This window comes from Natronolimnohabitans sp. A-GB9 (genome assembly GCF_030848565.1).
Lineage (GTDB): Archaea > Halobacteriota > Halobacteria > Halobacteriales > Natrialbaceae > Natronolimnohabitans.
Map to the genome: position 1 here is coordinate 157,835 of NZ_JAVDDV010000005.1, position 23,306 is coordinate 181,140.

Sequence of the window (23,306 nt, forward strand, 5' to 3'; positions counted from 1 at the left end):
TAGCTGCCATCGGACCCCGGAATGCCGCTGTATAGCGGGGCGGTGGCAGTCAAGAGCGGATGGCCCTGCAGGCGACAGAAGCCAGCCGATCGAAGCGACACGCGGGAACGGGACGTCTCGTCTCGATCGCTGTAAACCGGGAGAAGACCGTGCTCGAGCCATCGGCCGGATGTTCTCGAGCCGTCCCGGCAGTAGGGCAGGTACCGTATTTCCGCTGTATTGATTGAAAAGAGTTTCTATAGGAATTGATCCCGTCGGTCTCCACCCCTCGGTGCCGCTGTATCGGGGACACACACACCCCGCGTTGCCGCTGTAACGATGGATGGGTGGTGGTCGACTCGAAACGAGGGTACGTTCGGGCAGCCGACGGCACGATCGTGATCACTGAAGGGGCCGCCCGAGCGACCAAAACCTCACCGAAGGGCCCACCCGAGCGACCAAAACCTCACCGAAGGGCCCACCCGAGCGACCGAAAACTGACTCGAGATTCCGAAACCAAGGCGTACATCGGCAGCGACCGAAGCACACGACGATCCGAAACAGCGGAGTGGCCGAGGAAACACGCTCGAGAACGGTCCGAGAGTAGCACAACAGGGAACGGAAGCACGGTCCGAGAGTAACACAACGATGGCGAACCGAAAAAGCCAGACGGACCTGAGAGTCCGGTTCGTCTGGGTCCGATTCGTCTCGAGCGGCGACGCCGCGTTCAATACCGATTGAACGCTATTGCGTTCAATACACTCAATGGACTTTCACACAGAACTAGTATTTATGGATATCGATCAAAGATCCTCTCGATCGAAAGTCGACAACCTGCCGGAGAGTCACTATAGACGGATTCCCGAATTTCTCTCAGTACAGCCACTCTCCCGAACCCATACAGCGGCAACGAGGGGTGTGTCTCTCCACTCGAGTCGACTCATACTGTCGGACAGCACGATCCCACGATCGGTCGCGGGTCGTGGCTACTCGGCGCAGATCTCGACGAAGTTCCGCAGGATCTGAAGTCCCGTCTCGCCGCTTTTCTCCGGATGGAACTGCGTCCCGAAAACAGTTCCCTCCTCGTTGGCGACGATCGAGGGGAACTCGAGTTCGTAGTCCGTCGTCGCGACCGTCGCGTTCCCATCGTCAGGTCTGGCGTAGTAGGAGTGGACGAAGTAGGCGTATCGACCGTCGATACCCTCCACGAGGGGGTGGTCACGACGGACGTCCAGTTCGTTCCAGCCCATGTGAGGAACCTTCTGGCCCTCGGCGAACCGGACGTTGGTTCCCGGGATCAGATCCAGGCCCTGGACGGCCGACTCGCCGTCGTTTTCCCCCTCCTCGCTGGTCGTCAGTAGCATCTGCATCCCGAGACAGATGCCAAAGAGCGGCGTCCCGCTCTCGGCGACCTCGAGTAAATCCTCGCGGATCGGATCGGCGTTCTCGACGCCTTCGCGGAACGCGCCGACGCCCGGGAGGACGACGCCGTCGGCCGACGCGAAGGCCGCTGGATCGTCGGTGATCTCGACGTCCGCGCCGGCACGTTCGAGGCCACGGGTGACGCTACGCAGGTTCCCCAGTCCGTAGTCGACGACGACGACGGATGCGAGGGATTGATCGCTGGAAGACGAAACGGTGCTCATACCGGCCATGGGTGCGGCGCCTTGAAGTCAATTACCATTCGAGCAATGCTCGATTTCGATCCCCCGGTATCGGCATCGAGTCACGCACTCGAGGGAACGACCGCAAGCGAGAGACCGAGTCGGAGTCACAGCGTCCGACGAACTCGAGTCGTCCGGTCGACTCGGGCCAGTGCGACGGATCAAAACCCGTCGAGTCGCGTCTGACCGCTCTCGCCGTCGCCGACGTCGGCGAGGTCGGCCGCTCGCTCGAGTGCATCCGCAAACGTCTCCTCTTGACTGCGATCGTACAGCGTCGCAGCCGGGTGGACACAGATCAGGACGCGTCGTGGCGTCCCCCCGATACGGACTTCCTCGAGCGAGCCCGCTTCCTTCGTTACCGCGACGGACCGCCCCAACAGGTGTTCGCTTGGAACCTTGCCTAACGTAACGATCACGTCGGGATCTAACCGCTCGATTTCGGTCTCGAGGTAGCCCCGACAGTTCGCGAGTTCGTCTTTCGTCGGGTCGCGGTTCTCGGGCGGCCGACAGCGAACACAGTTCGTGATGCGAACGTCACACCGCTCGAGGCCGACGTCACGAAGTCCGTCGTCGAGGACGGTCCCGCTTCGTCCGACGAACGGTTCGCCCTGTTCGTCCTCGTTGGCGCCCGGTCCCTCGCCGACGAACAGCAGATCGGCGTCCTCGGGTCCGGTTCCGTTGACGATCCGGCTACGAGAGTCGACGAGCTTTGGACACTGTGTGCAGTCGGTGACACAGAGCCCGTCCATCTGTCCCGGCTCTTCCATACCGGAGGTAGCCGGTCATCACCTATAGTAGCCACTGAAAGTCAGTGCGCACTCGATCGCCACCGTCGTCATCGGCCCTGCCGACAGAGATCACTGACAGTCGAGACTCGAGATCACTGACGTCCCGTCACTCGAGGTCACCGACGTACGCAGCGCCCGCCCGAGCGGCGACCCGTGCGACTCGAATCGGCTCCGGTCGACCGCCGTCTGGAGTGAACGTCCGGACGACCTCGTCGGCCGTCGAAGCGTCACAGCCGACGTGACGTACGTAGACAGTCTCGTCGTTAACCGATAGTTCACGGCGCTCGGGGAGCGACCGGTAGGTCTCGAGACGCTCCTCGAGCTCGCGTCCGGAAAAGGCGTCTCGGAGGCCAGCCTCGAGTCCGTCACTCGCCTCGAAGGTGACGGCGATCACCGGTCGGTCGGCGGCCTCGTGAAGACGGGTGAGATCGAACAGGTTGTACCACGCGGGTGCGATCGCGCCGAGCAGCAGGTATCGCACGTCGGGGCGACCGAGGTCGTCGACGAGAGCTGCCACGGCGTCGGTCGCGTCGGTTCCCCCGACGGTACACGGACGATACGCGAGTCCATCGAGGACACGGTCGGCACGGACGACAGCTCCAGCAAGCGTGCTCCGGTCATCGTCGCCGCGGACCGATTCGGCGATGCCCAGCGCCCGCACCCCGGGCTTCATTAGTCCTCGTCTTTGATCTCCTGTAGACGATCGAGTAACTCGTCGCTGGAAGCACCGTTTTCGAACTCGATCGTGCCTTCGTGGCTGTTCTCACCGGATTTTACCGCGTCATCGTCGTCAAAATCAGCGTCGACTTCCTGTTGCTCGGATTCGTCGTAGCTCCCGAATCCCATACAGTGTTCTCTTTGGGATTGCGATTGAAAAATCTTCGTGGTCACTCGATTACCTCTGTTTATAGGGCTGTTAGGGACCTGTAAGCGACCCATAGATCGAGCCTCAGAGATACAGGCAAACCGTGACGACCGACGGCCGTGACGGCCGACAGCCGTGCCGCGGACAGCATCGTTTTGGGGCCGGCCCGTGACTGATCACGTATGGAAGTCCATCACGTCACCGACGACGCAGCGACGTTCACCTGCAACGCCTTCCTGGCGATCGGCGAGGAGACGACGCTGGTCGACGCCGGCGCCTGGGACGACATTGTCGACGAGCTCCACAGCCACACCGACGGCGTCGATGCCGTCGTGCTGACACACCAGCACGGAGATCACGTCGAACAACTCGAGGCCGTCGCCGACGCCTTCGATCCGGACGTCTACGCCTACGACGACCATCCGATGCGGACACACGCGATCGACGACGGTGATACGGTAACGATCGGCGACGAGACGTTCGACGTGGTCTATACTCCCGGCCACGCCGACGACCACGTCTCGTTCGTCTCCGAGAACACGTTGTTCTCGGGCGACGTGGTGGTTCACGACGATGGCGCGTTCGACTACGGGAGTTTCGGCCGCACCGATATGGAGGGCCAGTCGCGCGAACGCCTCATCGAGAGCATCCAAGAGCTACTCGATCGCATGCCCGAGGGCGTCGAACACATGTACGCCGGCCACGGTAGCGTCTTCCACGGCGACGTGCGAGACGTCGTCGAAACCGCACTCGAGCGCGCGGAGAAACGAGAACCGAAATATCCCGACGAGTAGGGGCAGTCGACACGACGAGAACGCAGTCGTCGACGAGAACGCAGTCGAATCCGTTCGGACTCCGTTTCAGGGGGATGAACGTAGAGCACGAACGACAGCAAAACAACATTCTCACAGCTACCGCTTTCCGTCGTGTAGTTCTATCAACCGATCGTTGTAACTGAGAAACTACTGTTTAGCTATCTCCGGTATTACTGTACCCCTCGGCACATGTTGGTAAACCACAAATAATATTCTGCTGAATTCGTTTTCTAGGATCATGACTACTGGGGAGGATGCGTCCGATCAGTCGGACGGTCCGCCGTTCGAGAAACGACGTATCGACACCGACTGTAATACTGACGAGACACAACTCAGTCACTACTTAGAGCTCCTCTCGAATCGACGTCGACGTCGTATCCTCTACTATTTGGAAGCACACGAGGTCACGGATATCGACAGCCTGGCGAGACACGTCGCCGAGACCGCCGGTGATCAGGAGACGTTCAACGAACGCGAGTTCGAACGGGCGAAAACGAGCGTCGTCCACGTCGACTTACCGAAACTAAGCGAGATCGGAACGGTCGAGTACGACCGACGAAACGGAGCGGTTCGGTACAGACAACCGCCGACGCCGCTGGCGAATCTCCTCGATGCGTGTACGGAACTCGACGCACAGCCACACGACGTCGATTGACATGGAGTAGTGGGCACCTGACGCGATTTCGGTACGGACATCGGTCGGAGAACTGGCCGAGAACCGAGCCGTCGCTATCGCAGGTGTCGAAGTATCGGAAAACGAACTGCCCGACGTTATGCTGCGCGCGGTTCCTTCGCCTTGGGACGGAGGTTCTTGTAGCCACACTTCCGGCAGGAGTCGGCATCTCCCGGGTTACGGGCGTTACAGCGCATACAGATCATCTTCTCGAGCGTTCGTTCCTCAGCAGCGTCGAAACTGGGCATATCGCCCCGTTAGCCCGTAGTACATATAACCGCTGTGGTCGCCGCCTGGAACGAGTCCTTCGATGGCCGCCAACTGAGGTGCTATTAGCAGGGCAAGTTCCTATCGGTTACTCACGCAGAAACGACGAGTGTCGACCGACGAGTGATGCTCGCCTATCTGGTCACGCTCACGGCCGCCCACGGTCACGATGGTGTATGTCACGATCTACGCCGAAAGCCCAGTCAAGATCGACTCATTGCTGATGGTTACTACAATCGGCCAGAAGAGCGGTTCTCGCCGCCATTTAACTAAGGCCTAAATGTGCGAAAATTTTATATTAGAGGCAATCCACAATAGGTTCGTATGGTGGAGAAATTCACTAACTCTGATCGGAAAGACGACGAATATAAACAGAAATCAACTCGCCGGCAAGCGCTGAGTGCTATCGGCACGGTTGGTGCGGGAGGACTACTTTTCCCAGGAATTGTCGCAGGTGACAATGATGAGTATTCGAGCGAAGTTACCGAATATGAACCGAAATCTATCGGTGAATACGATGGGGGCGATAGAGTAAAAGTTGAAGAAGGTGTGACTGATTGGATCAGTGACAATGACGAAACTCCTGATTGGTTTACGATTCATGAAGATGATGAAGTGAGATATAAACCCCATGGAGTAATTAGCGAAGATAATGAAGTTAGCACGCAAGATGCCGAACTATGTCTCCCGACGAGCGTTGACGTCGGCCCAGCCACCGTAGGAATCGAAGCATGCCACTACGGGGGCTGTGAATGGGAAGTCAATGTATGTCTCGCAGCGTGTATAGGTACCGGCAGGAACGATGATTGTTCGAGCGAATATAAAATCAGTGGTGATATTGGAGTTGTCAACGCCGAACTAGTCGCTGATCCGAGATCTGATAGTGGGTGGGGAGTTGACCGGATACATGTTTCTGGGGAACTCTGTTATTATTATGTCACCGGTAGCTCCTGTGAAACCGTAAATCACACATTCCACTTCCAAGAATAAATGAATTAAAAAGAAATAATTAAGTGACTACTTATTTACGTTTCCGTACAATAATACTGGACAACGAATCATCATGACCACGACTGAGAGTTCCATGGAATTCACGGAATTTCGAACAGCAATACTTCTTGGGATCGCCTCAATTCCGTTTACAATCGGGATCAATTTACTATATTCGCCTACTCAAGCTGAGGCGTTACCGGTGTTTGTTGCATGCGTAATTTCAGGGTATCTATATCAGTCCACGCCGATACGCGGGACTCGTGTGGGGATAGTAACCGGATTGGTAGGTGGTGTCCCCATACTTGTCTGGCAAACTGTTACGGTCTTGACTGAGTGGTGGGGTCACTCGCTGTTGATTGACATTGTCGGTGACTCCGGACTGATGGCCATTTCGTCGGCTGGGGCTGCGGTGATCACGTTCGGAATATTGGTAATCGTCCTGTCGATAATCGGCTACATTGGTGGCTTCATTGGTAGTTGGTTGAACTCGGATGGATCGATCGGACCCAAACGTATCCACAGGGAGTGAACTCACTCAACATAATTCACACAACTTTAATCACATTCCATCCCTCAGATTTGGACCTAAAATGAGAGAACATCATAGAAGTTGATAACAACAGATAATACCGACCCTGGACTTCCTATCGTGTACTGAAGTCCGTGACGAGTTTGAGCCGCTACCTTCTCTCCAGCACGAATGAAAGCAGTCAATACGCATTGTGACCGTCTGGAACCACTTCTCGATGTGGTTCCGCTCGCTATAGTTGAGGTGACCGCTCAATTCGTGGCGAAGGAGAGCAGTTAGATACCCGCCGCCGTCAACCAAAAACTCGGTCTCCGAGACGTCGTGTTTCTCAGTGAGCCGGTGAAGGAACGCCGCCGAGACTCTATTTGTGCAAGTTTACTGAAGGGTACTGGCTGTGGACGAACTTGACCGAACTATAGCGACGCAACTTATCAAGTGTTAAAAGGATGGTGCGGTAAGGTACTCTCCACCGCCACTGCTTGATCGGCCGATCGCCGACGCGCAGAAGATCCACAAACAACGGCCAGTTCTTCAGGAACAACTCGCTACCGTCATCAAACCGGCAGCTGAGTCCTAACTAAAGACCAATGCTGAGGTGCTGATCACCGCCGAACGTCTCGTCTGATCTCCTGTATCGATGTGCCGGCGGCTCCACAGTAGGTCATGTTGTGTCGGTGAATGGGTGTGCCAACGTAGGTCGGTCGGCCTCGAGTCACCGGGATAGCAGTGGAAACCGTCTCATACTGTCGGACAGCAGTCAGTGAGCCGTCGGTCGCGAACGCGGGCCGTCACCCTCGGGACGGCCGCAGTCGCGCGACCGATCGTCGACTCGTGCTGTCAAACAGTATCAGTCGTCAGCCAGATAATCCTCCTGTACTGCGACGACCTCACTCGAGTCCGCACACTCGCTGTAGCGGCGAAGGGGTTCCTCGTTTAGCGTCAGGAAGGTCTCGCCCCAGCGGAACGGCTCGAGGAGCTGCTCGGCGCGGTCGTACTCGTCGAAGATACAACACGCCGCCGCCAGCGCCTCGACGGTCGTCAGCCGAAACGGCCGACCGTAGTTGACCGGGTTCGCGGCGACGAGAAACGGCAGGGCGCGGTGAACGCCGTTCATCCGGAACGAGGCCGCTTCGGCGGACTCCCAGGAACAGTCGAGCGCGACGAGCGTACCCAGGCCGTCTTCGGCGTCGGCCGGCGAGAGCGCCTGCTCGGCGTGGGGGTTGAGGACGACACCGTAGGGCACCTGCTCCATCTTCCGATAGAGCGTCGCCTCGTCGAACTTCTCGAGGCGACGCGCAGTGCACTTGTTCGGGTCGTCGTCGCCCTCGTAGTAGACGTGACACTCCACGCGAAGCCGTAGGGCCAGCCGACTCAAAAGAATCGCGGATCGACCCACGGAACCACAACCGCTTGCTCGAGAACCGCGAGCGCCGACACTTTTGGCGGTGGCCACGAACGTTCCGGTATGCCCGCCGTTTCACCGTCGGATTCGGACGACACCGATCCCGTCTCGGTCGTCAAGCAATACTACAGGGCCCTCGACGAGCACGACTACGAGACGCTCGAGGACGTTCTTACGAGCGAGTTCGTCCAGCGTCGTCCCGACAGGACGTTCGAAAGTCGCGAGGCATTCGTTTGTTTCATGCGCGACGCGCGGCCGAACCCCGATACTGAACACGAACTCGAGACCGTCGTCGCCGACGGCGATCGTGTCGCCGTCCGCGGCCGGGTGTTCGATGGCGAGACGGCGCTGTTCGAGTTCGCGGACTTCTTCGTACTCGAGGATGGTCGGATCGGTCGACTCGAGACGTATACGCAGTGACACGTGGTGACCGGAGACCGACCTCGTTAGAGCCGGTGAGCAGGCTCGGAGTCGAGTAGTTCGAGAGACATCGCTTTTCGTACGGCCCCGTGGATTTCGGCGTGTCTACCGCCAAAGGACATATTTCTGATATGTATCGTTATAGCGAAACCGATCCGATATTCAGCGGTATGGTTCCATTTATCAAGGTAATAGTAGCGTATAATACTGTGTGGATAGGTACCGTTACCCTTGTCCCTCCTTGCGGTTTTGGGCAAGTATTGTGAGTTTGTGCACCCTTAACTATCATAATAAATTATACTGGCGTGCATGAGTGGCATTCGTGGCAACACACCGCAAAATATAGAATATCAGATACGATTATTATCGTCTGGGGGTGGGCCGGTCAGTTCGAGGCTAGCTGATACGGAACGGTGGATTTCGGGTGAGTTTCTAGCCGATGACTGACGACGAGTCTACTACCGACGGACAGCAACGCCAACTCGAGACCGACGGTGGTCACGAGACCGTCGACTATCTCGACGAGAAAATCCACATGTTCAGACCCGCGACACCGTTTATGCGGGATCATCTGAAGCTGATCTGGGGGCTGTTTGCCGTTTGGGTGGTGTTCACGTTCGGTCCGGTGACCGCGACGCTGCTCGCGACGGACTTCATGACGGGCACTCACGTGCTCGGCTTCCAGCTCCACTACTTCCTCACCGCGATCGGTTCGCCGGTCAGCGTGCTCGTGCTGTGTGCGGCCTACGCGTGGCAGCGCGACCGGCTGGACGCGGAGTACGGCGTCAGCCACGAGACCGAAGCCGAGGCCGAAGCCGAAGCGGAAGCCGGTAAGGCCGTCGCCGCCGACGGTGGTGAAAAGCCATGATCGAACCGATCCTTCTTGAGGGAGTCGCAACCGACTTCTTAGAGGGAGACTTCAAACTCCTGCCTGCATTGACACTCGCCGCGATGCTGGTGATCTTCTTGGGAGTCGGCTACTTCTTCCGTGTTGCGGCGGTCGACGACATGTGGGTGGCCGGCCGCTCGATCGGATCGATCGAGAACGGGATGGCGATTGCGGCCAACTGGATGAGCGTCGCTGCCTACCTGGGCGTGGCGTCGACGATCGCGTTCCTGGGATACTTCGGGCTGGCGTACGTCGTCGGCTGGACGACAGGATATTTCATCCTCTTGATCTTCCTCGCCGCCCAGTTCCGCCGATTCGGGAAGTACACCGCACCCGACTTCGTCGGTGACCGGTACTACTCCGATCTCGGCCGGGCAATCGCTGCAACGACGACGCTTCTGATCGCGTTCGTCTACATCATCGCCCAGGGGAACGGCCTCGGCCTGATGGCCCAGTACATCTTCGGCGTCTCCTACGAAGTCGGCGTCGTCCTCCTGATGGCGATCACGATCGGGTACGTCGCCCTCTCGGGGATGCTGGGCGCGACCAAGAACATGGCGCTGCAGTACGTCATCCTTATCTCCGCGTTCCTGCTCGGGCTGTACGCGACCGGCTGGGTCCAGGGTTGGTCGACGGTCCTACCGTTTATCGAGTACGGTACACAGTCGACCGAAATCGCGACGGAGATCGACCGTCAGTTCACCGAGCCGTTCACGGACGCAAGCTACTACCACTGGATCGCCCTCTGTGTCAGTCTGATCGCCGGGACCTGTGGACTACCCCACGTCCTCGTGCGGTTCTACACCGCTGACAACGAGCGCAACGCTCGCTGGGCGACCGTCTGGGGGCTGTTCTTTACCCTGCTGCTGTTCCTCGGAACGACTGTCTACGCCGCGTTCGGCACCCTGCTATACGAACAGAGCGGTGGCGATTACACCGAGATGACCGGCCAGCAAGCCGACACGCTCGTCGTCCTCACCACGTACCTCGCCGAACTTCCGGAGTGGCTCGTCGGCCTCGTCGCCGCCGGTGCGATCGCGGCCGGACTGGCGACGACCGCCGGACTGTTCATCTCCGCGTCCTCGGCGGCTGCACACGACATCTACACCAATCTCTACAAGCAAGACGCAAGCGCTCGCGAGCAGATGATCGTCGGTCGTTCGACGATCCTCGTGCTCGGTGCGATCGTTACGTACCTGGCGCTTAGCCCGCCAGCACTCATCGCCGAAGTCGTCGGCATGTCCTTCGCACTCGCCGGCACCGTGTTGTTCCCGGTGTTCTTCCTGGGACTCTGGTGGGAAGACGCCACTCGAGAGGGCGCGATCGCCGGCATGCTCGTCGGGCTGTTCTTCGGCTTCGGATCGATCTTAAACGAGATCCTCCCGCAGTACATCGGCGCGCTGTCCGGCGACGCGATCTTCCCGACGTTCGCGACGATCGTCCCCGCGACGTCCTCGTCGCTCGTCGGCGTCCCGGCTGTCATGCTCACGATCATCGTCGTCTCGATGTTCACCGAGGATCCGCCGGAAGACGTCAAACGCCTCGTCCGACAGTGTCACAGTCCAAAGCCGATGTCGAAGATGGACTCCGCAGAAGACGTCGCCACTGACGGTGGCACTCCCGCAGACGACTAACGATGTACGACAACATACTCATTCCGACCGACGGAAGCGACGTCGCCGAAAACGCCATCGATCACGCGATCGACCTCGCACGACGGTACGATGCGACGCTGCACGCGCTGTACGTCGTCGACATCGACGCGATCGATATCAGCCTCGGCACCGAACAGGTCCAGCGCATCAAAGGGGGTCAGTTCGGTGAGATGACCGAGCTGAAAGCGCGCGCCACGGCGGCGACCAGTAGCGTCACCGAACAGGCCGACGACCTCGAGGTAATCGAGTCGGTCGAAGCTGGCCAGCCACATCGGGTGATCGATTCATACGCGACGGCCAACGGAATCGACCTCGTCGTGATGGGGTCGGCCGGACGGAGTGGCGTCCGTCGAGCCATTCTCGGCAGCGTCGCCGAGCGAACGCTTAGAACCACGCAACTGCCGGTGTTAGTCGTCGACGCCCGCGGAGACGACTGAGACGGACGGCCGTACCGAGTTTCGACGCGACGGGAGACTGGTCGGTAGTCTGCCAGCACTCGGACGCGCGTATCAGCGACCGGGCCGACCGGAAGACCGATGTCACAATGCCTACGGTCTCCCGCTGCGAACCCGAGTGCAACGATGCCACCGATTCGCTCCGTCCTGCGGGGACTCCTCGCCAGCGTCATCGGAATCCTCGTCATCGGCCTCCTCGCGACGATCGTCTTCGCCCTCGCGATCTTCGTCGTCTCGACCGGCGCCGGTCTCGCAGGCTACGAGCCAAGCGCTGATTTCGTCGTCCTCTCGGCGGCGTTGGTCGTCGTCGCCGTCATCCTCACCGGCGGATTCACGCCGCGGCTGTCGAACACCGGGGCCGACGAGGACTCGAGTGACGCGTTCGACGACCGGACGTTCAACTGATAGCTAGACAGCGGACGCCCACGACTTCAGCAGCTACTGTTTATACTGTCGGACAGCAGTCAGTGAGCCGTCGGTCGCCGCCCCGTTCTGGCGATCGGCGGTAAATATAGTAACAACTGCAACGGTTTACACACTGATCGCCGATCCGTCTGGCGATCAGGTGTGCAATGACTTGCAGTGGCTACTATAGGTACAGCAGTCCGTATGAGAATATCAGGCCTCCGTGACCGCACCAGTCGTCGATCGAGAGAGGGTAATTTAACTGATACACGACCGAACGTCCGGTATGTCCCTCTCAGACGTCGTCGGTGCAGCCGCTTCCGCGTTCCGTCGCCGACCGACGGATCTCCTTCCCTGGTACGTCCTCGGGGCCGCCGTCCCCGCGATCGCTCGCGTCGTCCCGTTTCTCGCGATCGCAGTCGGTGTCGCTTATCTCGAGGTGACCGGGCGACTCGAGGCGGCCATCACGCAGTTTCAGGAACTCGAGACCGAGCCGCCCGATCCGGAGGCGGATCCGGACGCGTTCGAGGCGTGGGCCGAGAGCGTCGGTACAGCCTTCGAACCGTTGTTTTCGCCGACGATCGCGCTGCTCGTGCTCGTCGCCGTCGGTGGCGCGATCGTCGTCGGCGTCGGGCTGTACGCGGCCGTCTCCGCTGGCCAGCTCACGGCCTGTTCAGCTCGTCTCCGGAGTAATCGCGGACTGACGGCCGGTTTCGCCGGCTCGAGACGGTACTGGCTTCGCTTCCTCGGGCTCTACCTCCTCGAGTTGCTGGCCTGGATCGCGGTCCTGCTGACGGTCGGTATCGGAACGTCGATCGTCGCTGTGCTCGTCGCAGCTGCGACCGGCTCGGCTGGGGCCGCCATCGTCGTCGTCGTCATCGCGATATTCGTCACTGGCCTCGCGCTCGCGGCAGTCCGTGCGCTGTTTGCGTTCGCACCGGTCGCGGTCGTCGTCGACGACACGACCGCGGTCGATGCGGTGTCGAACACCGTCGGATTCGTCCGTTCACAGCCGCTTCGTGCGGGCTTTTACTACGCCGTCGTCCTCGCGACGGTCGTCACACTCGCGATCGTCTCGAGTGCCCTCGCGCTCGTCAACGCTACCGCCGTCGTCTCCCTGCTTACTGTGTTGCTCGTCTTCCCGGCACTGGATCTCCTGAAGACGGCACTTTACAACGCGTATCGGGAGCGGCTCCGACCGCCAGCGACACCCGAGCGGACGCTCTCGAGGCAGTTCCGCGATGGAATCGGTCGCGGCTGGAACGAACTGGTCGCGTTCGTCCGCGAGACGCCAGGCACCCACACGCTCGTCGTCGTCCTGGCTATCGGTAGCTTCTGGGTCGGCTGGGAGGCCGCCGAACCGCTCGTCGATCTCGGCGTCGAGACGTCGATCGCGGCCCGTCTCGAGGGCCACAACCCGGCCGCGGCGACGCTCGAGTTCTTTGGCAACAACTGGATGGTCGCGCTGACGACAGCGCTTTCCGGACTGATCTTGGTGCTCCCAGCGATCGTCTCGCTCGTATTCAACGGGTTCGTCATGGGTATCTACGGCCGGACTGAGGTCGATCCGACGGAGCTGCTCGCGTTCGTCGTCCCCCACGGTGTCTTCGAGGTCCCCGCGATCTTCGTCGCCTCGGCGCTCGGGATCCGACTCGGCATCGCCGGCTGGCTGGCCTATCGCGGGCAGACGAGCCGGACGGAGCTCGCTGACACGCTCGAGCGCGCGTTCTGGGTGTTGGTCGGAATCGGTATCCTGCTCGCTGTCGCAGCGGTTATCGAAGGGTTCGTGAGTCCGTACTATTACGAACTATTGTTCTGAGGTCGTCGGTCGGCTCGCCGACCTGCGTCCGGGTCGAGTACCGACACGCAAACTGCCCGCCCGCTGGTGAACACCGAACCAATAAAGGCGAACGGTTCCGTCGTCTGTGACATGACGACGACGCTCGGAACGGCGAGCGCGGCCCCCGGCGAGATCGATACGGGTCGTCTCGAGGTCGGTGAGACTCGAGACGGAAGCCCGTTCGGACTGCCGGTCGCCGTGATCAACGGCCAGCGGTCGGGGAAGACTCTCTACATGCAGGCGGCGAGCGATGGCGACGAACTCAACGGCGTCGGCGTCATCCAGCGCGTCGTCCCCCAACTCGATCCTGCGGAGATCGCCGGGACGATCCTGATCGTCGGGATCGTCAACTACCACGCGTTCCAGGTCGCAGAGCATCGCAATCCGATCGACGACACGAAAATGAACCGGGCCTACCCCGGCAACGAGAACGGGACCTCGAGCGAGCGAATCGCGGCCGCGACGTTCGAAGCCGCGACCCGGGCGGACCTGATTCTCGATCTCCATCAGGGTTCGACCAGCCGAATGATCGACGAGGTCCGCGTCCGTTGTGGGAAACGCCACCGACTCCACGACGACTGTCTCGAGCTGGCGAAGGTCTTTGGCTGTGGGTACATCCTCGATCAGAAAGGTCCCGACGGACAGCTCGCACGGGCAGCACCGGACGAAGGGATCCCGACGGTCGACCCCGAACTCGGCGGCACCGTCGGCTGGGACGAGACGAGCATTCGGAAAGGCGTCGAAGGCGTCTTCAACGTCCTGACCTACTACGGCTTCCTCGACGGCGACGTCATCCCCGAGTCACAGACGCGAGCCCGCGGGTTCGAGCAGTACGGCGCTCCCGGTGGCGGGTTGATCTCGTTCCAGAAGGATCTTGGCGAGCGCGTCCGCGCCGGCGAGACGCTGTTCGAACTGACGACCCCATTTGGCGAGCCCAAAGCCGAGGTGACCGCCGACAGCACGGGGATCCTCTGGCGCACCCGTCGGCTGCCACAGGTCGCGACCGGAGAGTACGTCTGCTCGGTCGCCACCGATATCGACGACTACTGAGATGCCGTCGGACCTCGTCTGTCCGGACTGTGAGATCGTCTACGAGGCCAGCCCGTCCGAACCGTGGCGCTGTGGCTGTGGCAGTCCCCTCGAGTTCGCGGACCGACCGCTCCCGCAGGGCGATCCGCTGCCGCTTCACCGGCTCGACACCAGTGACGGACTCTGGACCTTCTTCGAGTTCCTCCCGATCGAGCGACACGTGACGTTTCACGAAGGGTTTACGCCGCTGGTCGACGCCCCCGAGTGGAACGCCCGGTTCAAACTCGAGTACGTGCTCCCGACGGGGTCGTTCAAGGACCGTGGTGCGACGACGACCCTCTCTCGAGCGGTCGAGGTCGGCGCCGAGACGGTCGTCGAAGACTCCTCGGGCAACGCCGGCGCCGCGATCGCAACCTACGCGGCCCGGGCGGGCCTCGAGGCCGAGATCTACGTCCCGACGGACGTCAAACAGTCGAAGCTGATGGCGATCCAGCGAGCCGGTGCCCGGCCCGTTCGGATCGAGGGGAGCCGAGAGGACGTAACCGAGGCCTGTATCGACGCCGTCGAGGGCGATCGAGGAGACGCCACAGAAGGCACGGCCAGAGCGACTCCCTATCAGACCGGCGAGGGCTGGTACGCCAGCCACGCCTGGAACCCGGCCTTCTACGCCGGGACGATGACGTTCGCGTTCGAGATTGCGGCCCAGCGAGGATGGGAAGTACCGGATGCCGTCGTTCTCCCGATCGGGCACGGAACGCTGTTTCTCGGTGCCTATCGAGGCTTCGCTCGGCTCAACGAGGCCGGTATCGTCGACGGAACGCCCCGGCTGTTGGGTGCACAGGCGACGGGTTATACGCCGATCGTCGGTGCGGTCGACGGCGAGGCGGTCGGCACGAACGACGGCGAGACGGTCGGCGCTGACATCGCCGATGGAATTCGGATTATCGAGCCGGCACGGGGCGACGAGATTCTTACGGCGATCGAGGCGACCGACGGGGACGTCATCGCGCTCGGTGCGGACCCGATCGAGAGCGCACTCGATCGCCTCCACCGCGGTGGCTTCTACGTCGAGCCAACCAGTGCGGTCGCGCCCGCAGCCCTCGAGGCGTACCGCGAACACGGCGTCCTCTCCGCGGACGACGACGTCGTCGTTCCGCTCACCGGCAGCGGACTGAAAACCCTATGAACACCCAGTTCCGATGACGGAATAGATGGTCAGCCGTCCAGCCGAGTTCTGCCCGCACTGTGGAGACCCCCTCGAGTCGATTACGGCCGATGGTCGCGAGCGAGAGCACTGTCCGAGCTGTGAGGACGTAATCTGGCACAATCCGGTCCCCTGTGCGAGCGTCGCGGTCGTCGATCGCTCCCGCCCCGATCCGGCGGTACTCTGTGTCGAACGTGGCGTACCGCCGGGGATCGGCGAGTGGACGCTCCCCGGCGGCCACATGGAGGTCGGCGAGGAGCCGGCCGTCGCCGCCGTCCGCGAACTCGAGGAGGAAACCGGCGTGGCTCTCGATCCCGACGCGCTCGAGATTCTCGATGCGACTACGATGCCGCCACAGAAGGACAAACACGTCGTAACGGTCCACTACGTCGCGAGACGGGCCGACGCGACCGGCGAACCGATCGCCGGCAGCGACGCGACCGCGGCCCGGTTCTGGTCGCCGGCGGAGTTCGACGACTCGAGTGAGGCGTTTCGTCCGATTCACGAGCGCCGGTTCCGCGAGGCCGCCGTCTACTTCGACTGAATGCTCCCCCCGGGGCTCGACTCGCGCGAATCCGGGAGTCGCTGCGGCCATCAGTCACGCGGGCGAAACCCGACATTCCTTTACTTGCGCCCTGAATACGGGCGGGTATGTTCCTCTCCCTACGCGCGGAGGTCGAGGACGCCCTCGAGGGGGCGCTCTCGGAACTCGACTTCCCGACCGACGATCTCGGGCTCGAAGAACCGCCGGAAGACGTCGACAGCGTCCTCGCCTCGAGCGTGGCGTTCCGACTGGCCAGCGAGGCCGGCGCACCGCCGCCGCAGGTCGCCGGCCAGCTCGCGGATGCACTCGACGCCGACGACCTGACATACGTCTCCGAGGTCCGAACGCAGGGACCCTACCTCAACTTCCTGCCCAGCGAGGCCTACTTCGAGGAAACCCTCGAGGCCGCCACGGCCGACGACTACGGCCACCTCGAGGACCGGGAGACGTCGGTCGTCGTCGAACACACTAGCGCGAACCCGACTGGGCCGGTCCACGTCGGTCGCGCGCGAAACCCGATCATCGGCGACGCCGTCGCAAACGTCCTCGATTTCGCCGGCTACGACGTGGATCGCCACTACTACGTCAACGACGCCGGGCGCCAGATGGCCGTCTTCACGTGGGCCTACGAGACGTTCGACGAAGACGACCTCGAAAGCGAGCCCGAGCGTGACCGCATCGAGTACGATCTCGTACGCTACTACCGGAAAGGGAACGCCTACCTCGAGAACGCAAGCGAGGCGGACGTCGCCGAAGCCGAGGCCGAGATCGAGTCGATCATGCAGGGCCTCGAGGCCGGCGACGACGAGGCCTACGAACGCGTCAGCGAGGTCGTCGATCAGGTGCTCTCGGGTATGAAAGCCTGTCTCGGCCGTCTCCCCGCAGAGTTCGACGAGTTCGTCAAAGAAACCCGTTTCATGCGCAACGGCGACACCGACGACCTCGTCTCGCGGTTGAAAGAACTCGACGAGGCCGTCTACGAGGACGACGCCTGGCAGCTCGAACTCGACGACCACGGCATCGACAAGAACCTCGTCTTCCTGCGCTCGGATGGCACCTCCCTCTATGCGACCCGCGACCTCGCCCACCACGAGTGGAAGTTCGAGGAGTACGACCGTGCGGTGACCGTCCTCGGCGAGGACCACAAGCTGCAGGCCAAACAGCTCCGGACGAGCCTCGAGTTGCTCGGCAACGACACCGATGGGCTCCAGCAGGTCCTCTATTCGTACGTCAATCTCCCGGAAGGGAAAATGTCGACCCGCCGTGGCACTGGCGTCGACCTCGACGATCTGTTAGACGAGGCGATCGACCGCGCCCGCCAGGAAGTCGAGGACCGTCTCGACGACCGCATCCGCGACGACGAGTTAGACGACGACGACATCGAACGCATCGCCCACCAGGTCGGGATCGGCGCAGTTCGCTACGACATCGTCTCGAAACAGCCGACGAAGGCGATTACCTTCGAGTGGGATCGCGCCCTCGACTTCGAGGCCCAGTCTGCGCCGTACGTCCAGTACGTCCATGCCCGATGCTGTGGGATCTTAGAGGAGGCCGACCTCGATCCGACGACGCCGCTTGCGACACAGGACGTGGCGCTGGCGGATCTCGAGGCCGACGTCCTCGCGACCGACGCCGAGCGGGACTTACTCGAGACGATCGGTCGGTTCCCAGCCGTCGTCGATGAGGCAGCCGACGATCTAGAGCCTCATCGCGTCGCGACCTACACGCGGGAGTTCGCCGACCGATTCAACGCCTTCTATCGGGAGTGTCCGGTGCTGGCCGACGACGTCGATCCTGCGGTTCGTGAGACACGACTGGCACTCGTCGCGGCGTCGAAACACACGATCGCCAACGCGTTGTCGATCCTCGGCGTCGAAGCACCGCGGTCGATGTAACTCCGGGGCCAACACTGTCCTCGACTCGGCGCGCGAAAAAGACGGTTCTTCGATCGACGATCGACGATCGACGATCGATGGTCGACGTTCGTACGGATACGGTCGGCGTCACTCGGCTGTCGACTTGACTTTGTCCCTGAACTCGTCTTTGGTTATCTTCTCATCGTGGTAGTCGGCGATCCACGTGACCTCGATGGTAAACGAGGCGACTTTCATCTCGTCGTGGTCGACCGTTAACTCGATGGCACTGATCTCGTCTTTGAGCCTGTCGAGGTCGGCGACTACCGCGTCGAAGTCGTCGGCGAGGGACTCGAGTTCCTCGTACAGCTCTTCGTGGTCGGTGACGTCGGTTGCGGCGACGATGGACACGGTGTCGCCGTCGTGGTCGACCTGCTCGATCGTCACCGCGTCGGTATCGAACTCGAGTTCGTCGCTGTCCAGTCCGGGAACGTCGTCGACGTCACCGTCGTCTTCGTCGCCGTTATCTTCGGAATCGTCACCGGAGCCACCTTCAGTGGCCGGCTCGCTGCCGTCGTCCCCGTTTTCGTCGTCGGAGTCACTGCCGAAACAGCCGGCCAGTGCGGTTGTGAGTGCGGCGCTACTTCCCAGGAGGATCTTTCGTCGCTCCATGGGCGGGTCGTTGATACGATAGGTGATTAGTAATCAGTTCGTTACTGTCGAGTACTCGAGAACGTCACGTTGAGACTGATTTTCTTTTCCCATCACTATTTCACCGCTGTTAGCGCCCCTCGATGGCGATACCGAAATGGTACGCGATTCCTGAACGTCGTGTTTTAGAGAGAGTAGCTATATTCTATAACTACTTCCTTCTTATCCAAAACCGGCTGTAAAGTGCCTGCAACCGGAAGTAGGTGGTGCTTACCGATGTCGAGCGGACCGTAGTAGCGATCGCGGTCGCGGTACCGATCAGGAATCGGACTCGGCTTCCGTGATCGCACTCGAGACGTCGTCGTGTGCGGCCTCTCCGTCGGCGCCGTCGGTATCGCTGTCGGTTTCAGTCGCGTTCGTGTCACTGTCGGTACCAGCGACGGGAGCGGTTCGATCGGACGACTCGGCGCCGGTGTCCTCGCTCGTCGTCTCAGCGATCTCGATACCGGCGAGGTCGGCGGCGAGTTGCCGATACGCGACGGCCGCCGGACCGTCGGGTTCGTAGACGACCAACGGCGTTCCGGCATAGACACTCTCGCGGGCGGCAGGATCGTCCGGAATCGTCCCCAACAGCGGCGTCTCGAGGCGGGACGCGATCTCCTCGTAGGAGACGTCGCTGTCGGGTCGGGTCCGCGTAAGGAGGAGGCCGGCGACCTCGCCGCCGGCACGTTCGGTCAACTCGAGGGTTTTCTTCGAGTCGTGGACGGCCGCGGGTTCTGGCGTCGAGACGAGGACGACGGCGTCGGCCAGTCCAAGCGGGAGGACGGTCTCGTGGCTGACGCCCGCGCCGACGTCGAGAAAGACGTAGTCGAACTCCGCCCGGAGCTCCGAGACGACCTCCCGGAGGCGTTCCGGAGCGGTGTCGGCGTACTCGTCGAGGCTCGTCCCGCTCGGAACTGCGACGATATTATCCGCTATCTGGTAGGTTGCATCGTCGATCGATTCGTCACCGGCGAGGACGTCGTGTAGCGTCGTCGAGTCGGGTGAGAGGCTGACGAATCCAGCGAGATTCGCCATTCCGAGATCGGCGTCGACGACCGCGACGCGTTCGCCGGCCTGAGCCAGTGCCGTCCCGAGATTGACCGTCGTCGTCGTCTTCCCGACGCCGCCTTTCCCGCTCGCGATAGCATAGACCGTCTCGTGAGACATACTGGAGTACTGATCGGACAGAAGAACGGCAACACCTTAAACGTCACCTCAATTGCCAGCTGTGAGGGGTTCGGTCGGTGTCTTTCGCCCCGCGCTTACCGTGTGCGGAGTAGTCTCGGCATACCGATCCGTCGAGCGCTGTCGTCTCAAAGAATACTTACCCACAGAACCGTTTTGTACGGCCAATGAGCCAGGAGGGCGAGCAGGAGCATTCCGACCGGAAGAAATACGAGTTCCGGAAGGTTCTCGAGGATCTCAAGGAGTACGAAGGCTCCGGGACACAGCTCGTAACGATCTACGTGCCGGAGGACCGCCAGATCAGTGACGTCGTTCAACACGTCACACAGGAACACAGCGAAGCGGCTAACATCAAGTCCAAACAGACCCGAACGAACGTCCAGGACGCATTGACGAGCATCAAAGACCGGCTCAAGTACTACAAAGAGCCACCCGAAAACGGGATGGTCCTGTTTTCGGGCGCGGTCGACTCCGGCGGCGGCCGTACCGAGATGGTCACGAAGGTCCTAGAAAACCCGCCCCAGCCCGTCCAGTCGTTTCGCTACCACTGTGACTCGGCGTTTCTGACCGAGCCACTCGAGGAGATGATGGCGGACAAGGGTCTGTACGGCCTGATCGTCCTCGACCGACGCGAGGCAAACGTCGGCTGGCTGAAAGGCAAACGCATCGAGGCCGTCAAATCTGCCTCTTCGCTCGTCCCCGGCAAACAACGGAAAGGAGGCCAGTCCGCACAGCGATTCGCCCGCCTGCGTCTCGAGGCCATCGACAACTTCTACCAGGAGGTTGCAGGGATGGCCAACGACCTGTTCGTCCCCAAGCGCCACGAGATCGACGGGATTCTCGTCGGCGGTCCATCGCCGACGAAAGACGAGTTCCTGGACGGCGACTACCTCCACCACGAGCTCCAGGACGAGGTCATCGGCAAGTTCGACGTCGCCTACACCGACGAGTCCGGCCTGAAGGACTTAGTCGACAACGCCGAAGACGCGCTGGCCGACGCCGAGGTGATGAAAGACAAGAAGGTGATGGAGGAGTTCTTCGAGGAACTCAACGCGGGCGAGCTCGCGACCTACGGCTTCGAGCAGACCCGTCAGAACCTGATGATGGGCGCCGTCGACCGGCTGCTCATCAGCGAGGACCTCCGAAAGGACGTCATCACCTTCGACTGTTCGGAGTGTGGCAACACCGACCGCGAGGTGATCGATCGGCGTAAATCGACGCCCGATCACACCTGTACCGACTGTGGCGCCGAGGTCGAAGCAAGCGAAGAGGACCGTGAGGATGCGATCGATCACCTGATCGAGATCGCCGAACAGCGCGGCACCGAGACCAAGTTCATCTCGACGGACTTCGAGAAGGGCGAACAGCTCTACAACGCTTTCGGCGGTTTCGCCGGACTCTTGCGGTACAGCACCGGCGTCTAACGCTTCTCCTATCGACTTGCTGGTTCTCGTTTCGGTATCGACCTCCGACTGCTGGTCTTCGAACGCGACGATGTCGACACGTGTCGGATTCGACTAGAGCGTCCCGCGGAGATAAACCGCGTCGTCCGTGATCTTCTCGATACTGCCCTCGTCTAACGGATGGGCGTCGTCGCTTCGCGTTCCCCAGCCGAGTTTCGCCTTGATCGTCGCCGTCAGACTCGGATCGGGTTCGACGTAGCCGCGGCCGTCTTGGACGTCGACGAGTCGACCGATTTCGGTTCCATCGGTATTCAGAACCCGTTTCCCCTCGTCGTCTTTGGTGAGCCGCTGCTTGGTCATTGATCCGTACGAGTCCGTTCGATCGATCGATATCGGCTCGCGCCGTTCGAAGCGCTGCTGTGATCGCCGAATGGACGATCTGGTCGACGGTCGATCGGGAGATAAAGCGGGAAAATAGTTTCCGCCGGTCAGGTGATCGTTACGCCCCGAGAACGACGGTCGTGCCGAGTAGGCACTGGTTACGGCGGACGTCCGTTTCGACGACCGACTCGAGGCCGCGAACAACGGAAGGGTTATAGCGGTAGTCACGTATTACCAGTCGATCAATGGACGAGTCCCCGCCCTTTGCCGCGTCGTTCGACGACCCCCGAATTACCACCCAGTTCTGCCGTCGGGTGACCGGGCCGTCGGGCGATGTTACCCTCCTCGGCGTCGTCCACGACCACCCCGCGAGTATCGCCCGCGTCGAACGCGTTCTCGAGTCGGTCGACCCCGAAACGGTCGCCCTCGAGTTGCCGAGTGCAGCCCTCCCGCTGTACCGTGCTTACGCTCGTGATGGCTCTACGGAGGCCCCGCCGCGGTTCGGCGGCGAGATGAGCGCGGCGATCCGTGCCGCAGCCGACGCGACCGTCGTCGGCATCGACGCCCCGAACTGGTCGTTCGTCCGACGACTCGTGACACGACTGATCGCGGACCGCGTCTCGCCCGCGACGGCCCGTCGCGTCCTCTCCGGGCTCAGCGGCGCGACGCGGGAGGCACTGACCTGTCGTGTCGCCGCGACGCTGACTCACGCGACGTCGATGACCGTCGCCTGTGACGATCCGATCGAGTACGACTGTGACCACGACGATCCGCCGGAGCGCCAGGCCGCCCACGAGCGCTCACACGTTGCCAGCATCCAGGCGTTGCTCGGCAGCGTCCAGACTGACGAGAGCGCACTTACGTACCGCGACGAGACGCGCGAACGCTGTATGATCGATCGCTTGGAAGAGCTACGCTCGAGCGACGGCGACGTCGTGGCCGTCGTCGGCGTCGACCATCTCGAGACGCTTGCTGACGCGCTGGTCGAGTGACAACCGAGTATCGACTGAACTCGAAGGGAGAAAACGGCTACCGGTGGACAGGCGGTTCGATCACGATCTCGCCGTCGCTCGTGATCGTCACGTAGTGGTCCCGAACGGTAAACGAAAGCGAGCTACCGTGTCGAGCTCGGCCGTCGTGTCGCGGCCGAAAGAGCCTATCGAGCGCATCGGGGTCGACGGCGTCGTACAGCAAGACTCGACCGTCGGAGACGTCGATTCCGAGACAGTCGGCGAGGGCGTGGGCGGCGGTCGTGCTGAGCCGTGCCGGCCCGTCCGGATCGTGGAACACACGGTACACCGATGGAGGGCGGGCGTGAGAAGCGGGTGCTGGGGGATGCTCTCCGTTCATGACTGGCCGTCGGCTCTCGAGTCCG

26 protein-coding genes and 1 pseudogene are annotated in these 23,306 nt (G+C 61.4%); 16 read left to right on the top strand and 11 right to left on the bottom strand.

All coding sequences use genetic code 11. The features are described from left to right. Nucleotides 1-965: 965 nt before the first annotated feature. From hisH to RBH26_RS08850, 4 genes are all read right to left on the bottom strand, one after another. Nucleotides 966-1,625, bottom strand: coding sequence for an imidazole glycerol phosphate synthase subunit HisH (gene hisH, locus RBH26_RS08835; RefSeq protein ID WP_306757845.1), 660 nt, complete (start codon nt 1,623-1,625; stop codon nt 966-968). 179 nt (nt 1,626-1,804) lie between these two features. Beyond that, nucleotides 1,805-2,410, bottom strand: coding sequence for a uracil-DNA glycosylase (locus tag RBH26_RS08840; RefSeq protein ID WP_306757846.1), 606 nt, complete (start codon nt 2,408-2,410; stop codon nt 1,805-1,807). Between the two features lie 127 nt (nt 2,411-2,537). Then, nucleotides 2,538-3,104: a DUF99 family protein gene (locus RBH26_RS08845; protein ID WP_306757847.1), complete on the bottom strand. Its 567-nt coding sequence runs from the start codon at nt 3,102-3,104 to the stop codon at nt 2,538-2,540. Continuing rightward, nucleotides 3,104-3,277, bottom strand: coding sequence for a DUF5786 family protein (locus RBH26_RS08850; protein ID WP_306757848.1), 174 nt, complete (start codon nt 3,275-3,277; stop codon nt 3,104-3,106). Before RBH26_RS08850 ends, RBH26_RS08845 begins: the two co-directional genes overlap by 1 nt. A gap of 201 nt (nt 3,278-3,478) precedes the next feature. On the opposite strand from RBH26_RS08850, the gene RBH26_RS08855 reads away from it, so the two are divergent. Both RBH26_RS08855 and RBH26_RS08860 read left to right on the top strand, forming a co-directional pair. Next, entirely contained in the window at nt 3,479-4,090 is a 612-nt protein-coding gene (locus RBH26_RS08855) for an MBL fold metallo-hydrolase (protein ID WP_306757849.1), read from the top strand. A gap of 259 nt (nt 4,091-4,349) precedes the next feature. Next, nucleotides 4,350-4,766: a hypothetical protein gene (locus RBH26_RS08860; RefSeq protein WP_306757850.1), complete on the top strand. Its 417-nt coding sequence runs from the start codon at nt 4,350-4,352 to the stop codon at nt 4,764-4,766. 116 nt (nt 4,767-4,882) lie between these two features. Here the strand turns inward: RBH26_RS08860 and RBH26_RS08865 are convergent, their stop codons facing one another. Next, on the bottom strand, nt 4,883-5,032 hold the full coding sequence (locus tag RBH26_RS08865) for a 50S ribosomal protein L40e (protein WP_306757851.1): 150 nt from the start codon (nt 5,030-5,032) through the stop codon (nt 4,883-4,885). Nucleotides 5,033-5,375: 343 nt separating this feature from the next. Here RBH26_RS08865 and RBH26_RS08870 point away from each other — a divergent pair, with 343 nt between their 5' ends. Continuing rightward, entirely contained in the window at nt 5,376-6,041 is a 666-nt protein-coding gene (locus tag RBH26_RS08870) for a hypothetical protein (protein WP_306757852.1), read from the top strand. A gap of 73 nt (nt 6,042-6,114) precedes the next feature. Then, the gene (locus RBH26_RS08875; RefSeq protein ID WP_306757853.1) at nt 6,115-6,573 is read left to right on the top strand and encodes a DUF5518 domain-containing protein; all 459 of its coding nucleotides are present in this window, start codon (nt 6,115-6,117) and stop codon (nt 6,571-6,573) included. A gap of 162 nt (nt 6,574-6,735) precedes the next feature. On the opposite strand, the pseudogene RBH26_RS08880 reads toward RBH26_RS08875, so the two are convergent. Together RBH26_RS08880 and RBH26_RS08885 are read right to left on the bottom strand one after the other, a co-directional pair. Continuing rightward, nucleotides 6,736-6,930 (bottom strand): annotated as a pseudogene (locus tag RBH26_RS08880) (IS6 family transposase); the annotation flags it as partial. Nucleotides 6,931-7,420: 490 nt separating this feature from the next. Next, a complete protein-coding gene (locus RBH26_RS08885; protein ID WP_306757854.1) occupies nt 7,421-7,921 on the bottom strand; it encodes a DUF367 family protein in 501 nt (166 codons plus the stop codon). 117 nt (nt 7,922-8,038) lie between these two features. Here RBH26_RS08885 and RBH26_RS08890 point away from each other — a divergent pair, with 117 nt between their 5' ends. The 10 genes from RBH26_RS08890 to argS all read left to right on the top strand — a co-directional run bounded on the left by RBH26_RS08890 (nt 8,039) and on the right by argS (nt 18,311). Beyond that, nucleotides 8,039-8,395 carry a nuclear transport factor 2 family protein gene (locus RBH26_RS08890; protein WP_306757855.1) on the top strand — a complete coding sequence of 119 codons (357 nt, stop codon included), beginning with the start codon at nt 8,039-8,041 and terminating at the stop codon, nt 8,393-8,395. 439 nt (nt 8,396-8,834) lie between these two features. Next, nucleotides 8,835-9,263, top strand: coding sequence for a DUF4212 domain-containing protein (locus RBH26_RS08895; protein ID WP_306757856.1), 429 nt, complete (start codon nt 8,835-8,837; stop codon nt 9,261-9,263). Then, nucleotides 9,260-10,918 (top strand): cation acetate symporter, encoded by a 1,659-nt coding sequence (locus RBH26_RS08900; protein ID WP_306757857.1) that lies wholly within the window; start codon nt 9,260-9,262, stop codon nt 10,916-10,918. Before RBH26_RS08895 ends, RBH26_RS08900 begins: the two co-directional genes overlap by 4 nt. 2 nt (nt 10,919-10,920) lie before the next feature. Beyond that, nucleotides 10,921-11,376: a universal stress protein gene (locus RBH26_RS08905; protein WP_306757858.1), complete on the top strand. Its 456-nt coding sequence runs from the start codon at nt 10,921-10,923 to the stop codon at nt 11,374-11,376. A gap of 144 nt (nt 11,377-11,520) precedes the next feature. Continuing rightward, entirely contained in the window at nt 11,521-11,799 is a 279-nt protein-coding gene (locus RBH26_RS08910; protein WP_306757859.1) for a hypothetical protein, read from the top strand. A 286-nt stretch (nt 11,800-12,085) separates the two neighbouring features. After that, the gene (locus RBH26_RS08915) at nt 12,086-13,618 is read left to right on the top strand and encodes a stage II sporulation protein M (protein ID WP_306757860.1); all 1,533 of its coding nucleotides are present in this window, start codon (nt 12,086-12,088) and stop codon (nt 13,616-13,618) included. Nucleotides 13,619-13,729: 111 nt separating this feature from the next. Next, the gene (locus RBH26_RS08920) at nt 13,730-14,689 is read left to right on the top strand and encodes a succinylglutamate desuccinylase/aspartoacylase family protein (RefSeq protein ID WP_306757861.1); all 960 of its coding nucleotides are present in this window, start codon (nt 13,730-13,732) and stop codon (nt 14,687-14,689) included. A 1-nt stretch (nt 14,690) separates the two neighbouring features. Next, the gene (locus tag RBH26_RS08925; RefSeq protein WP_306757862.1) at nt 14,691-15,854 is read left to right on the top strand and encodes a pyridoxal-phosphate dependent enzyme; all 1,164 of its coding nucleotides are present in this window, start codon (nt 14,691-14,693) and stop codon (nt 15,852-15,854) included. 25 nt (nt 15,855-15,879) lie between these two features. Then, nucleotides 15,880-16,416, top strand: a complete 537-nt coding sequence (locus tag RBH26_RS08930; protein WP_306757863.1) for an NUDIX hydrolase — start codon at nt 15,880-15,882, stop codon at nt 16,414-16,416. Nucleotides 16,417-16,523: 107 nt separating this feature from the next. Beyond that, nucleotides 16,524-18,311 carry an arginine--tRNA ligase gene (argS, locus tag RBH26_RS08935; RefSeq protein WP_306757864.1) on the top strand — a complete coding sequence of 596 codons (1,788 nt, stop codon included), beginning with the start codon at nt 16,524-16,526 and terminating at the stop codon, nt 18,309-18,311. A 108-nt stretch (nt 18,312-18,419) separates the two neighbouring features. On the opposite strand, the gene RBH26_RS08940 is transcribed toward argS, so the two are convergent. Beyond that, nucleotides 18,420-18,941: a hypothetical protein gene (locus RBH26_RS08940; protein ID WP_306757865.1), complete on the bottom strand. Its 522-nt coding sequence runs from the start codon at nt 18,939-18,941 to the stop codon at nt 18,420-18,422. 297 nt (nt 18,942-19,238) lie between these two features. After that, nucleotides 19,239-20,129, bottom strand: a complete 891-nt coding sequence (minD, locus tag RBH26_RS08945) for a cell division ATPase MinD (RefSeq protein ID WP_306757866.1) — start codon at nt 20,127-20,129, stop codon at nt 19,239-19,241. Nucleotides 20,130-20,314: 185 nt separating this feature from the next. On the opposite strand from minD, the gene prf1 reads away from it, so the two are divergent. Then, entirely contained in the window at nt 20,315-21,571 is a 1,257-nt protein-coding gene (prf1, locus tag RBH26_RS08950; RefSeq protein ID WP_306757867.1) for a peptide chain release factor aRF-1, read from the top strand. A gap of 93 nt (nt 21,572-21,664) precedes the next feature. Here the strand turns inward: prf1 and RBH26_RS08955 are convergent, their stop codons facing one another. Further along, nucleotides 21,665-21,910, bottom strand: a complete 246-nt coding sequence (locus RBH26_RS08955) for a PRC-barrel domain containing protein (RefSeq protein WP_306757868.1) — start codon at nt 21,908-21,910, stop codon at nt 21,665-21,667. Between the two features lie 266 nt (nt 21,911-22,176). Here RBH26_RS08955 and RBH26_RS08960 point away from each other — a divergent pair, with 266 nt between their 5' ends. Continuing rightward, nucleotides 22,177-22,923: a hypothetical protein gene (locus tag RBH26_RS08960; protein WP_306757869.1), complete on the top strand. Its 747-nt coding sequence runs from the start codon at nt 22,177-22,179 to the stop codon at nt 22,921-22,923. Between the two features lie 37 nt (nt 22,924-22,960). Here RBH26_RS08960 and RBH26_RS08965 read toward each other — a convergent pair whose 3' ends face one another. Then, the gene (locus tag RBH26_RS08965; RefSeq protein WP_306757870.1) at nt 22,961-23,281 is read right to left on the bottom strand and encodes a HalOD1 output domain-containing protein; all 321 of its coding nucleotides are present in this window, start codon (nt 23,279-23,281) and stop codon (nt 22,961-22,963) included. Nucleotides 23,282-23,306 lie beyond the last annotated feature (25 nt).